Genomic DNA, 12,628 nt, shown 5'->3' on the forward strand with positions numbered 1-12,628 from the left:
TCGCCCCCAGACCCCTAAGAAGCTTCAGGCCCAACAAGGAGAGCAGGGAACCCAGATGGCGGAGCTCACGATCCGGCCGGAGGAGATCCGGGACGCACTGGAGAACTTTGTCCAGTCGTACCAGCCGGACGCGGCCTCGCGCGAGGAGGTCGGAACGGTCAGCGTTGCCGGCGACGGCATCGCGAAGGTGGAGGGTCTGCCCTCCGCCATGGCGAACGAGCTGCTGAAGTTCGAGGACGGCACCCTCGGTCTCGCCCTCAACCTCGAGGAGCGCGAGATCGGTGCGGTCGTCCTCGGCGAGTTCAGCGGTATCGAGGAGGGCCAGCCGGTGCAGCGCACCGGTGAGGTGCTCTCGGTCGGCGTCGGCGAGGGCTACCTCGGCCGCGTCGTCGACCCGCTCGGCAACCCGATCGACGGTCTCGGCGAGATCGCGACCGAAGGCCGTCGCGCCCTGGAGCTCCAGGCTCCTGGCGTCATGGTCCGTAAGTCCGTCCACGAGCCGATGCAGACCGGCTACAAGGCCATCGACGCCATGGTGCCGGTCGGCCGCGGTCAGCGTCAGCTGATCATCGGTGACCGTCAGACGGGTAAGACCGCCCTGGCCGTCGACACGATCATCAACCAGCGCGACAACTGGCGCTCGGGCGACGTGAACAAGCAGGTCCGCTGCATCTACGTCGCCATCGGCCAGAAGGGCTCGACCATCGCGTCCGTTCGCGGCGCCCTGGAAGACGCCGGTGCGCTCGAGTACACGACGATCGTCGCCGCCCCGGCGTCCGACCCGGCCGGCTTCAAGTACCTGGCGCCGTACACCGGTTCCGCCATCGGCCAGCACTGGATGTACGCCGGCAAGCACGTCCTGATCATCTTCGACGACCTGTCGAAGCAGGCCGACGCCTACCGCGCCGTGTCGCTGCTGCTGCGCCGCCCGCCGGGCCGCGAGGCCTACCCGGGTGACGTCTTCTACCTGCACTCCCGTCTGCTGGAGCGCTGCGCGAAGCTCTCCGACGACATGGGTGCCGGTTCGATGACCGGTCTGCCGATCGTCGAGACCAAGGCGAACGACGTGTCGGCGTTCATCCCGACCAACGTCATCTCCATCACCGACGGTCAGTGCTTCCTGGAGTCCGACCTGTTCAACGCGGGCCAGCGCCCGGCGCTGAACGTCGGTATCTCGGTCTCCCGTGTCGGTGGCTCCGCCCAGCACAAGGCCATGAAGCAGGTCTCCGGCCGTCTGCGCCTCGACCTCGCCCAGTACCGCGAGCTGGAGGCGTTCGCCGCCTTCGGTTCCGACCTGGACGCCGCGTCGAAGGCTGCGCTGGAGCGCGGCAAGCGCCTGGTCGAGCTGCTGAAGCAGGGCCAGTACCAGCCGATGCCCGTCGAGGAGCAGGTCGTCTCCGTCTGGGCCGGCACCACCGGCAAGATGGACGACGTCCCGGTCGCCGACATCCGTCGCTTCGAGTCGGAGCTGCTGGAGCACCTGCGCCGCGAGCGCAAGGACCTCCTCACCTCGATCTCCGAGGGCGGCAAGATGTCGGACGACACCCTGACGTCGATCGCGGACGCCATCGCCGGCTTCAAGCGCCAGTTCGAGACCTCGGACGGCAAGCTCCTGGGCGAGGACGCACCGGCCGTCAACGTCTCCAAGTGACGACGGAAGGGACCTGACTCATGGGAGCGCAGCTCCGGGTCTACAAGCGTCGCATCCGTGCCATCACGGCGACCAAGAAGATCACCAAGGCGATGGAGATGATCGCCGCCTCGCGCATCGTCAAGGCGCAGCGCAAGGTGGCGGCGTCGATGCCGTACGCGACCGAGCTCACCCGTGCGGTGACCGCGGTGGCGACCGGTTCGAACACCAAGCACGCCCTGACCACCGAGGTCGAGACGCCGACCCGTGCCGCGATCCTGCTCATCACGAGCGACCGCGGTCTGGCCGGCGGATACTCCTCGAACGCCATCAAGCAGGCGGAGCGGCTCACCGAGCGGCTGCGTGCTGAGGGCAAGGACGTCGACACCTACATCGTCGGCCGTAAGGGTCTGGCCTACTACGGCTTCCGCGAGCGCAAGGTCGCGGATTCGTGGACCGGCTTCACCGACAGCCCGGCCTACGCCGACGCCAAGCGCGTCGCCGGGCCGCTGATCGAGGCCATCCAGACGGAGACGGCCGAGGGTGGCGTCGACGAGCTGCACATCGTCTACACGGAATTCGTGTCGATGATGACGCAGAACCCGGTCGACGGCCGGATGCTGCCGCTCAGCCTTGACAAGGCTCCGGAGGAGACCGGTGCGAAGGGCGAGATCCTTCCGCTGTTCGACTTCGAGCCGTCGGCGGAGGACGTCCTCGACGCCCTTCTGCCGCGCTACGTCGAGAGCCGTATCTACAACGCACTGCTGCAGTCGGCCGCTTCCGAGCACGCCGCCCGCCGCCGCGCGATGAAGGCGGCGACCGACAACGCCGGAGACCTCATCAAGAGCCTCTCCCGGCTTGCCAACGCGGCCCGCCAGGCCGAAATCACCCAGGAAATCAGCGAGATCGTCGGTGGCGCGAGCGCCATGGCTGACGCGACCGCGGGGAGTGACAAGTAATGACGACCTCTGTTGAGACGGCCGCCGCCACGGGCCGCGTCGCCCGGGTCATCGGCCCGGTCGTCGACGTGGAGTTCCCCGTCGACGCCATGCCCGACATCTACAACGCGCTGAAGGTCCAGGTCACCGACCCGGCCGAGGACGGCGCGCTGAAGACCCTGACCCTTGAGGTCGCGCAGCACCTGGGTGACGGCCTCGTCCGTACCATCTCGATGCAGCCGACCGACGGTCTGGTCCGCCAGGCCCCGGTGACCGACACGGGCGAGGGCATCACCGTCCCCGTCGGTGACTTCACCAAGGGCAAGGTCTTCAACACCCTGGGTGAGGTGCTGAACTACCCGGAGGAGAACGCCAACGTCACCGAGCGCTGGCCGATCCACCGCAAGGCGCCCCGCTTCGACGAGCTCGAGTCGAAGACCGAGATGTTCGAGACCGGCGTCAAGGTCATCGACCTTCTCACCCCGTACGTCAAGGGCGGAAAGATCGGTCTGTTCGGTGGTGCCGGTGTCGGCAAGACCGTTCTGATCCAGGAAATGATCTACCGCGTCGCCAACAACCACGACGGTGTGTCGGTGTTCGCGGGCGTCGGTGAGCGTACCCGTGAGGGCAACGACCTCATCGAGGAGATGGCCGACTCCGGCGTCATCGACAAGACGGCGCTTGTCTTCGGCCAGATGGACGAGCCCCCGGGCACCCGTCTGCGCGTCGCCCTGGCCGGTCTGACCATGGCGGAGTACTTCCGCGATGTGCAGAAGCAGGACGTGCTCTTCTTCATCGACAACATCTTCCGGTACACCCAGGCGGGTTCCGAGGTGTCGACCCTGCTCGGCCGTATGCCCTCCGCGGTGGGTTACCAGCCGAACCTGGCCGACGAGATGGGTCTCCTCCAGGAGCGCATCACCTCGACCCGTGGTCACTCGATCACCTCGATGCAGGCGATCTACGTCCCCGCGGACGACCTGACCGACCCGGCGCCGGCGACCACCTTCGCCCACCTCGACGCGACGACGGTTCTCTCCCGTCCGATCTCCGAGAAGGGCATCTACCCGGCCGTGGACCCGCTGGACTCGACGTCCCGCATCCTCGACCCGCGGTACATCGCGGCGGACCACTACGCCACGGCGATGCGCGTCAAGGGGATCCTGCAGAAGTACAAGGACCTCCAGGACATCATCGCGATCCTCGGTATCGACGAGCTGGGCGAGGAGGACAAGCTCGTCGTCCACCGTGCCCGTCGTGTCGAGCGCTTCCTGTCGCAGAACACCCACGTGGCGAAGCAGTTCACCGGTGTGGACGGTTCGGACGTTCCGCTCGACGAGTCGATCACCGCGTTCAACGCGATCTGCGACGGTGACTACGACCACTTCCCCGAGCAGGCGTTCTTCCTGTGCGGTGGCATCGAGGACCTGAAGGCCAACGCCAAGGAGCTGGGCGTCTCCTGATCCGGCGCGCTCCCTCACGGAGCGCATCCGGTTCGCACGTTCTGAGGAGAGGGGCGGGTGTGTCCCGTCCCTCTCCCCACGCCCATTAGAATTTGACCCAACACCCGGCCGACCCGCCGGGTGGTGACCCGAGGAGCCACCTTGGCTGCTGAGCTGCACGTCGAGCTGGTCGCGGCGGACCGCAATGTCTGGTCCGGCGAGGCCACCCTTGTTGTCGCCCGCACCACGTCCGGCGACATCGGCGTCATGCCCGGTCACCAGCCGCTTCTCGGTGTGCTGGAATCGGGCCCGGTGACCATCCGTACCAGCGAGGGCAACACTGTCGTCGCCGCGGTGCACGGCGGTTTCATCTCGTTCGCGGACAACAAGCTGTCCCTGCTGGCCGAGATCGCCGAGCTCGCGGACGAGATTGACGTCCAGCGTGCGGAGCGGGCACTGGAGCGCGCGAAGGCGGAGGCCGACGCGGCCGCCGAGCGTCGCGCTGATGTCCGGCTGCGCGCCGTAACGGGCTGAACGCCCGTCGGAGTTTGATCGTTCGAGTCCCGGGGGGCGACCTTTGGGAGTCGGCAGACCTCAGCCGCGGTCCGTGCTGGAATTTTCCAGACCGGGTCGCGGCTGAGGCGATGCAGATCCGTTTTTTTCTCATGTGTATTCGATGAGCGAGGAGGTCGGTGAAGATGCTCCTCGCTCTGCTTGTGAGCGGCCTGGTCGTAACCCTGGTGGTGATCGGGCTGTTTGTCTTCGGCCTGCGCCGCAGACTCATCCAGCGGTCCGGTGGCACCTTCGACTGCAGCATGCGCTGGGGCGTGTCCGAGGAGCCCGACGTCTCCGGCAAGGGCTGGGTGTACGGGGTCGCGCGCTACAGCGGTGACCGGATCGAGTGGTTCCGGGTGTTCTCGTACTCCCCGCGTCCGCGCCGGCTGCTGGAGCGTTCCTCCATCGAGGTCGTCGCCCGCCGGGCCCCGGAGGGCGAGGAGGAGCTGGCGCTGCTCTCCGACGCCGTCGTGCTCGGCTGTCTCCACCGGGGGACCCGCCTGGAGCTGGCGATGAGCGAGGACGCGCTGACCGGTTTCCTCGCCTGGCTGGAGGCGGCGCCTCCCGGCCAGAGGGTGAACGTGGCCTAGCCGGTACGCCGAGAGGTCGAGAAGCCGGGGAGACGGGGGCGGACCCGTCTCCCCGGCTTCGGTCTTTACTGCAGCCCGGTGTGGACCGCGTTCGCGAGCTCACCGTTCGTGGTGTCGCCGCTGAACTCCCAGAAGAAGGCTCCCTTGAGGCCCTGCTGCTTGGCCCAGCTCATCTTCCCGGCGATGGTGGCGGGGGTGTCGTAGCTCCACCAGTTGCTGCCGCACTTGGCGTAGGCCGTGCCGGCGACGGTGCCGGTGGCCGGGCAGCTGGTCTTGAGCACCTTGTAGTCCTCGATGCCCTGCTCGTACGTGCCCGGCGCGGGTCCGGTGGCGGTGCCGCCGGGGGCGGCCTGGGTGACGCCGGTCCAGCCGCGGCCGTAGAAGCCGATGCCGAGGTTGAGCTTCGAGCCGGGCACGCCCTTGGCCTTGAGCTTGGCGATGGCGTCGGCCGAGTTGAAGCCGGCCTGCGGGATGCCCGCGTACGACGTCAGCGGGGAGTGCGGGGCGGTCGGGCCCTGGGCCGCCCAGGCGCCGAAGAAGTCGTACGTCATGACGTTGTAGAAGTCGGTGTACTGCGCGGCGCCCGCGTAGTCGGCCTTGTCGATCTTGCCGCCGTCCGAGGCGTCGGCGGTGATGGCCGCGGTGACCAGGTTGTTCGCGCCGAACCGGGTCTTCACGGCCTGCATCAGGTTCTTGAAGGCGGCAGCTCCGCTGGTGTCGCAGGACAGGCCGCAGGCGTTCGGGTACTCCCAGTCCAGGTCGATGCCGTCGAAGACGTCGGCCCAGCGCGGGTCCTCGACCAGGTTGTAGCAGGACTGGGCGAAGGCGGTCGGGTTGGCCGCGGCCTGCGGGAAGCCTCCGGACCAGGTCCAGCCGCCGAAGGACCAGAGGATCTTGATGTTCGGGTAGGCCTTCTTCAGCTTGCGCAGCTGGTTGAAGTTGCCGCGCAGCGGCTGGTCCCAGGTGTCGGCGACGCCGTCGACGCTCTGGTCGGCGGTGTAGGCCTTGTCGTAGTCGGCGTAGGCGTCACCGATGGTGCACTGGCCGTTCTGGACGTTGCCGAAGGCGTAGTTGATGTGGGTGATCTTGCCCGCGGTGCCGGAGGTGACCAGGTTCTTCACGTGGTAGTTGCGGCCGTAGACGCCCCAGTTGGTGAAGTACCCGAGCTTGACCTTGTCGCCCGGGTTCGGCGGGACGACCCCGCCGGTCGTGGTCACCGTGGTGGAGCCGGAGGAGGGTCCGGTCTGGTCGATGGTGTCGCGCGCGGTGACGCTGTAGGTGTACGTCGTGCCCTTGGTGAGGCCGGAGTCGGCGTAGCTGGTCCCGGTGACGGTGGCGATCTTGGCGGAGCCCCGGTAGACGTCGTAGTTCTTGACGCCCTTGTCGTCGGTGGCCGGGGTCCAGGCCAGGGTGAGCGAGGTGTCGGCGACGTTGCTCGCGGTGGGGGTGCCGGGAGCCGTGGGGGGAGTGTCGCCGGGCTGGGTGCCGCCGTCGCAGGAGGCGCCGTTGATCTTGCAGCCGCCGGGGGCGCCGCCGCCGGCGCCGTTGAAGCCGAAGCTGGCGGTCGCCCCGGGGGCGAGGGTGCCGTTCCAGCCGAGGTTCTTGGCGGTCCAGTGGGTGCCCGAGCTCGTGACGGTGGCGTCCCAGGCCGAGGTGACCGAGGTGCCCGCCGGGTAGTCCCACTCCACGGTCCAGCTGCTGAGGGTGGTGGTGCCGGTGTTCTTCACCACCCACTTGCCCTCGAAGCCGGAGCCCCAGTCGGAGACCTTGGTGTACGTCGCCGTCGCGGAGGCGGCCGCCTGGGCCGGGCCCGCCAGTGCCACGAGGCCGGAGACGGGCAGGGCGAGCGCGGCCACGACGGCCGCGACTCGGCTGAAGAACCGGGTGCGCCTGGTGCGGGGTGGGGATGCTGTGCTCAAGGGTGCTCCTCCGTAGGTCCGTCGCCGCCGTGGGGCCGACTGCGACATGGGGGTGGGACCTGCGCCGCCCGTGAGCACGCTTTGTCATGGCACGCTCACCACAGTGTTGCGGCGAGCGTAGAAAGGTCTGGACCAACCGTCAAGAGGTCCAGACCGGTGCGCGCCTGCCTGCCTATATCCCCAACTCCTGTGCCAGTACCGCAGCTTGGAGCCTGCTGCGCAGCTCCAGCTTGCCGAGCAGCCTGCTGACGTGCGTCTTGGCCGTCGCCTCCGCCATCTCCAGGCGCACGGCGATCTCCGCGTTCGACAGACCCTCGCCCAGCGCGCTCAGCACCTCCCGCTCCCGCCGCGTGAGGGAGGCGACCGCCGCGGCCCGCTCCGGCGCCGGGGCGGGCCGCGGCGGGCGGGGCGCCGCGAACTCCGCGATCAGCCGCCTGGTCACGGCCGGCGCGATCAGGCCCTCGCCGCGCGCGACGGTCCGTACCGCGTCGATCAGCTCCGCGGCGTCCGCGTTCTTCAGCAGGAAGCCCGCGGCTCCTGCCCGCAGCGCCCCGAAGACGTACTCGTCGAGGTCGAAGGTGGTCAGCACCAGGACGTCGGCCAGTCCCTCCGAGACCACCTGGCGGGTCGCGGCCACCCCGTCGAGCCGGGGCATCTGCACGTCCATGAGGACGAGATCCGGCCGTAGCTCACGGGCCAGGCGCACCGCCTCCTCCCCGTCGGCCGCCTCGCCCACCACCTCCACGTCGCCCGCGCTGCGCAGGATGAGCACCAGCCCCGCCCGGACCGCGCCCTGGTCCTCCGCCACCACCACGCGAATGGTCATGCCTCCACCGCCTTCTCCTCCGCGGGCAGTGTCGCCCGCACCTGCCACACCGCACCGGACCGCCCCGCCGTGAACTCCCCGCCCAGCAGCTCCGTCCGCTCCCGCATGCCGATCAGCCCGGCCCCCGAGCCCGGGGCGCGGGGTCCCGGCCGGTCACCGAAGGGCGAGTCCACCTCCACCGTCAGCAGCCCGCCGGTGTGCGCCACGCGGACGGTGACGGTGCCCGGGGCGGCGTGCTTGAGGGCGTTGGTCAGCGACTCCTGGACGATCCGGTACGCGGCCAGCTCCACGGGCGCCGCCGCCGGCTCCCCGCAGGGCCGGTCGTCGTGGAGCACGAAGGTCAGCCCGCTCGCCGAGCCGTTGGTCCCGGCCTGCCCGAGCAGGGCCTCCAGGCCGTCCAGCGAGGGCACGGCGACCGGCTCCTGGTCGCCGCCGGCATCCCGCAGCAGCCCGATCAGGCGGCGCATCTCGGCCAGTCCCTGCACGCTGTTCTCGCGGATCACCCCGAGCGCGTCCCGGCTGGTCTCGGCCTTGTCGATGGAGAGCGCGGCGGTGGAGTGGATGGCGATGGCGGAGAGGTGGTTGGCCACCATGTCGTGCAGCTCCCGGGCCATCCGGGCGCGCTCGGCGGCCACGGCCTGACTGCGGTCCATCTCGGCCAGCAGCGCGGTCTGCTCCGCGCGCAGCCGGGCGGCCTCGGCGGCTTCGCGGTGGTTGCGCAGCGTGGCGCCGGTCAGGGCCGGGGCGAAGCCCACGATGCCGACCACCACGCCGATCAGCAGGGCCTGCGGGGTGCGCAGCCAGGCCACCGAGACCACGGTGGCCACGACGGTGACCAGGCCGGTGGTGACCGGGAGCCGCCGGGCCATGGCCGGTTGTCCGTACACGACCGCGGCGTACATCAGGTCGGTGAAGATCACGACGGTGGCGAGGCTGCCGACCGTGAACTGGTCGGCGATCACCCCGGCGGTGCCGACGGCCAGGGCCAGGTTCGGCCTGGTGCGGCGCAGCAGCTCCATCGGGCCGAGGACCACGAGCGGCACCAGGGCCGTCCAGGCCGGCAGGAAGTCCCGGCTGGGGCTGGTGTAGACGCCGAGCGCCCAGAAGGCCAGGCCTGCGGCCGTGCTGACCACCGCGAGGAGGACGTCGTCGCGGTGGGGGCGCAGGTTCTTCTCGGTCACGTTCCCATCCAACAGGGTGCGCGGGCCCCGCACGTCGGCGGAGAGGCCGAGGCGCGGCTACACCGAAAGATGCAGGTCCACATGGTCAATGGAGACGACGTATCGGGCGCGGCAGGACGCGAGCCTGGAAGGGAACGGAAAACCCGAGCGGACGGAGAGTCCCATGATCGTCGCGCTGATCATCGCCTGCGAGGTCGGCTTCTGGGTACTGCTGGCGGCCGGACTGGCCCTGCGCTACCTCGCGAAGATGCCCCGGCTGGGCGCGGCGGTCCTGCTGTGCGAGCCCCTGATGGAGCTGGTCCTGCTGGTCGTCACCACGCTCGACCTCAAGAACGGTGCGGAACCGGACTGGAAGCACGGTCTGGCCGCGCTCTACATCGGCTACACCGTGGCCTTCGGCCACTACACGATCAAGTGGCTCGACGGGCACGCCGCGTACCGCCTGGCCGGCGGGCCCAAGCCGGCCGGCCCCGGCCACGGAAGGGCGCGGGCCGTCCACGAGTGGAAGCTGTGGGCCCGCACCGTCCTCGGCGCGGCCGTCGCCCTCGGCCTGCTGCAGGCGGCGATCTGGTACGTGGGCGACGCGGGCGACGTCAGCTCGCTGCAGGGCTGGCAGTTCGCCGCCCTGCGGGTCGTCGGGATCCACGCCCTGGTCGCCGCGGCGTACACGATCTGGCCGAGCAAGGCCCCGGCCGTCCCGGACGCAGCCGAGGAAGAGCGAGGGCTCGCCCGGTCGGAGCGCTAGGGCGTGTCCGCCTCGGCGGGACGGTCGTAGCGGTCAGCCCGGGCCGACCGGTACGACAACCGCTCAGCGCTCGCCGCCCGGCACCCACAGCACGTCCCCGACCTCCTTGTTGGCCACCCGGGCCAGGATGAACAGGAGGTCGGAGAGCCGGTTCAGGTAGGTGGCGGTCAGCGGGTTCATCACCTCGCCGTGCACCTCCAGCGCCGCCCAGGTCGAACGCTCGGCGCGCCGGACCACCGTGCAGGCCTGGTGCAGCAGGGCCGCGCCGGGGGTGCCGCCGGGCAGGATGAAGCTGCGCAGCTTCTCCACCTGCTCCAGGAAGCGGTCGCAGTCCGCCTCCAGCTTGTCCACGTAGAACTGCTCCACGCGCAGCGGCGGGTACTCCGGGTTCTCGACGACCGGGGTGCACAGGTCCGCGCCGACGTCGAACAGGTCGTTCTGCACGCGGACCAGGACCTTCACCACGTCCGCCGACAGCCCGCCGAGCGCGATCGCCGTCCCGATGGCCGCGTTGGCCTCGTTGGCGTCGGCGTACGCGGAGATCCGCAGGTCGGTCTTGGCGGTGCGGCTCATGTCGCCGAGGGCCGTCGTGCCCTTGTCGCCGGTACGGGTGTAGATGCGCGTGAGGTTCACCATGCGGCCAGGGTAGACGGGCCCGCGGGGGAAATTCCGGGCGAGGTCGCCCCTGCTCACGTACGGTCCGGTGGGGCCGTGGCCCCCGGAAGGGAGCGGCGCAGTGGCCGACGTGTACTACATCTGGCGGCTCGCCGAGGCCGCCCAGCAGATCGACCTCCTGGCGGGCTTCCTCGCCACCCGGCACGCGGACGGGCCGGTCGCCCTCCGGGAGTCGGCGGAGTGCGCCCGGGCCGGGCGGGCGGCCGTGGCCGCCGGGCGCCTGCGGGAGGCCCTGGACCGCATCGACGACCTGCGCGCACACGCCGCCCGTTGGGCGGGGCACCCGCACCACCCGGGGGAGCCGGGTGCCTTCGAGCAGGACGCGAGGGTCTGGGACTACGCCAAGGACATGCTGCGCGCCCAGCTCCCGTCGCAGGAGGCGAAGGTCTCCGCCGCGCGCGGGATCCTGAGCACGATCCGCCACCTGCGGCGGGAGATCTGTGTGCGCCCGGAGGCGGACGCGCAGGCCCGGGCGGACGCCCTTCACCTCGCGGGACGCGCCGCCATGGCCGTCGAGATCGGCCACCTCGGGGCCGCGCGCAAGGAGCTGAGGCGGCTGCGCGCACTGGCCGAAAGGTGCGCCGGGGACGAGGACCGGTGAACTGGACGGCGGGGGAGGGGTGCTGGGCCGTACCGGTGTGATGTCCGTCATCTGAGACGTGACGCGTGTTACTTCACGGTCACACCAGACCGCCCGGGCGCTAGTCTCCGCCGGAGTGGCTACGTGACTGTGCCGTAGGGAAACGAGGGGTGTGTAGTGGCTGGGAAGCTCGCCGTCATCGGTGCCGGACTCATGGGTTCGGGAATCGCGCAGGTCTCCGCTCAGGCGGGTTGGGACGTCGTACTCCGCGATGTCACCGAGGCCGCGCTGACCCGGGGCACGGACGGAATCAAGGCCTCCTACGACAAGTTCGTCTCCAAGGGCAAGCTGACCGCCGAGGACGCCGAGGCGGCGCTCGCGCGCATCACCACCACCACGGACCTCGACGCGGTCGCCGACGTCGACATCGTGGTGGAGGCGGCCTTCGAGAAGATCGAGATCAAGCACGAGATCTTCCGCGCCCTGGACAAGATCGTTCGCGAGGACACGATCCTCGCGTCCAACACCTCCGCCATCCCGATCACGAAGATCGCGGCCGTGACGGAGCGTCCGGAGCGCGTCGTCGGCGCCCACTTCTTCTCGCCCGTCCCGATGATGCAGCTGTGCGAACTCGTGCGCGGCTACAAGACGAGCGACGAAACCCTCGCCACCACCCGCGCGTTCGCCGAGTCCGTCGGCAAGACCTGCATCGTCGTCAACCGCGACGTCGCCGGTTTCGTGACGACCCGACTGATCTCCGCGCTGGTCGTCGAGGCCGCCAAGCTGTACGAGTCGGGCGTGGCCTCCGCCGAGGACATCGACATCGCCTGCAAGCTCGGCTTCGGGCACGCGATGGGCCCCCTGGCCACCGCCGACCTCACGGGCGTCGACATCCTGCTCCACGCCACCAGCAACATCTACACCGAGTCCCAGGACGAGAAGTTCGCCCCGCCGGAGCTCATGCGCCGCATGGTGGACGCCGGGGACATCGGCCGCAAGAGCGGCCAGGGCTTCTACAAGCACTGAGCCTGGCCCCGCCACGGAGCACCACCGTTCGAATGCCATCACCCCTCAGGGTGAATTAGGTATCGGTTCGCTCACGGTCGGCAACTTCCCTGCCCGTGCGGCAGTCAGTTGCAGTGAGAGTTGCCGACCACGGGCCAGTCGGACCATACGTACGCAGTACCGCCGGGAGTACACATGCACATCAGGGGCGACCACGCCGAACTCGCTGTCGGGGGCCGCCTCGACGTGCGCAGCGCGGCGGACGCCCGTACGGCCCTCCACTCCGCCCTCGACGACGGCAAGGGCGACCTCGTCCTCGATCTCACGGGGCTCGACTCCTGGGACGCGACCGGCCTCGGCGTGATCATGGGAGCACACCGCCGGGCCGGCCGCACCGGCCGGCGTCTGGTCCTGCGCGGCGTGCCGCCGCAGATGCAGCGGCTGCTCGTCGCGACCCGGCTGCACCGGATCCTCGCGATCGAGGGCGGCCTGGAAGCGGAGTCCCTGCCGCGCGTCTGACCGGCAGGCCGCCGGCCTCCGAA

13 protein-coding genes are annotated in these 12,628 nt (G+C 69.9%); 9 read left to right on the plus strand and 4 right to left on the minus strand.

The annotated features are described in order from the left end of the window. Window positions 1-55 precede the first annotated feature (55 nt). From atpA to DEJ51_RS23000, 5 genes are all read left to right on the plus strand, one after another. The gene (gene atpA / locus DEJ51_RS22980; RefSeq protein ID WP_150259375.1) at window positions 56-1,651 is read left to right on the plus strand and encodes a F0F1 ATP synthase subunit alpha; all 1,596 of its coding nucleotides are present in this window, start codon (window positions 56-58) and stop codon (window positions 1,649-1,651) included. Window positions 1,652-1,671: 20 nt separating this feature from the next. Next, window positions 1,672-2,589 carry a F0F1 ATP synthase subunit gamma gene (locus DEJ51_RS22985; RefSeq protein ID WP_150259377.1) on the plus strand — a complete coding sequence of 306 codons (918 nt, stop codon included), beginning with the start codon at window positions 1,672-1,674 and terminating at the stop codon, window positions 2,587-2,589. Then, complete coding sequence (gene atpD, locus DEJ51_RS22990) at window positions 2,589-4,031, plus strand: F0F1 ATP synthase subunit beta (RefSeq protein WP_136232537.1); 1,443 nt, start codon at window positions 2,589-2,591, stop codon at window positions 4,029-4,031. Before DEJ51_RS22985 ends, atpD begins: the two co-directional genes overlap by 1 nt. A gap of 141 nt (window positions 4,032-4,172) precedes the next feature. Next, the gene (locus tag DEJ51_RS22995) at window positions 4,173-4,544 is read left to right on the plus strand and encodes a F0F1 ATP synthase subunit epsilon (RefSeq protein ID WP_150259378.1); all 372 of its coding nucleotides are present in this window, start codon (window positions 4,173-4,175) and stop codon (window positions 4,542-4,544) included. A gap of 164 nt (window positions 4,545-4,708) precedes the next feature. Continuing rightward, the gene (locus tag DEJ51_RS23000; RefSeq protein WP_150259380.1) at window positions 4,709-5,155 is read left to right on the plus strand and encodes a DUF2550 domain-containing protein; all 447 of its coding nucleotides are present in this window, start codon (window positions 4,709-4,711) and stop codon (window positions 5,153-5,155) included. Window positions 5,156-5,220: 65 nt separating this feature from the next. Here DEJ51_RS23000 and DEJ51_RS23005 read toward each other — a convergent pair whose 3' ends face one another. From DEJ51_RS23005 to DEJ51_RS23015, 3 genes are all read right to left on the minus strand, one after another. Continuing rightward, the gene (locus DEJ51_RS23005) at window positions 5,221-7,122 is read right to left on the minus strand and encodes a glycoside hydrolase family 18 chitinase (protein ID WP_150259382.1); all 1,902 of its coding nucleotides are present in this window, start codon (window positions 7,120-7,122) and stop codon (window positions 5,221-5,223) included. A gap of 124 nt (window positions 7,123-7,246) precedes the next feature. Next, window positions 7,247-7,900, minus strand: coding sequence for a response regulator (locus DEJ51_RS23010; RefSeq protein WP_150259384.1), 654 nt, complete (start codon window positions 7,898-7,900; stop codon window positions 7,247-7,249). Beyond that, a complete protein-coding gene (locus DEJ51_RS23015; protein WP_223835938.1) occupies window positions 7,897-9,081 on the minus strand; it encodes a sensor histidine kinase in 1,185 nt (394 codons plus the stop codon). The genes DEJ51_RS23010 and DEJ51_RS23015 overlap by 4 nt, the downstream gene beginning before the upstream one ends. 163 nt (window positions 9,082-9,244) lie before the next feature. On the opposite strand from DEJ51_RS23015, the gene DEJ51_RS23020 reads away from it, so the two are divergent. Further along, the gene (locus DEJ51_RS23020; protein ID WP_150259388.1) at window positions 9,245-9,826 is read left to right on the plus strand and encodes a hypothetical protein; all 582 of its coding nucleotides are present in this window, start codon (window positions 9,245-9,247) and stop codon (window positions 9,824-9,826) included. Between the two features lie 63 nt (window positions 9,827-9,889). Here DEJ51_RS23020 and DEJ51_RS23025 read toward each other — a convergent pair whose 3' ends face one another. Next, entirely contained in the window at window positions 9,890-10,462 is a 573-nt protein-coding gene (locus tag DEJ51_RS23025) for a cob(I)yrinic acid a,c-diamide adenosyltransferase (RefSeq protein ID WP_150259391.1), read from the minus strand. Between the two features lie 100 nt (window positions 10,463-10,562). Between DEJ51_RS23025 and DEJ51_RS23030 the strand changes: the two genes are divergently transcribed. From DEJ51_RS23030 to DEJ51_RS23040, 3 genes are all read left to right on the plus strand, one after another. Continuing rightward, window positions 10,563-11,102, plus strand: coding sequence for a hypothetical protein (locus DEJ51_RS23030; protein WP_150259392.1), 540 nt, complete (start codon window positions 10,563-10,565; stop codon window positions 11,100-11,102). 156 nt (window positions 11,103-11,258) lie between these two features. Then, complete coding sequence (locus DEJ51_RS23035; protein ID WP_150259394.1) at window positions 11,259-12,107, plus strand: 3-hydroxyacyl-CoA dehydrogenase family protein; 849 nt, start codon at window positions 11,259-11,261, stop codon at window positions 12,105-12,107. Between the two features lie 174 nt (window positions 12,108-12,281). Beyond that, complete coding sequence (locus DEJ51_RS23040) at window positions 12,282-12,605, plus strand: STAS domain-containing protein (protein ID WP_076042884.1); 324 nt, start codon at window positions 12,282-12,284, stop codon at window positions 12,603-12,605. Window positions 12,606-12,628: the final 23 nt, after the last annotated feature.

The sequence above is a fragment of the Streptomyces venezuelae genome (assembly GCF_008642275.1).
In the GTDB taxonomy this organism is placed as follows: domain Bacteria; phylum Actinomycetota; class Actinomycetes; order Streptomycetales; family Streptomycetaceae; genus Streptomyces; species Streptomyces venezuelae_E.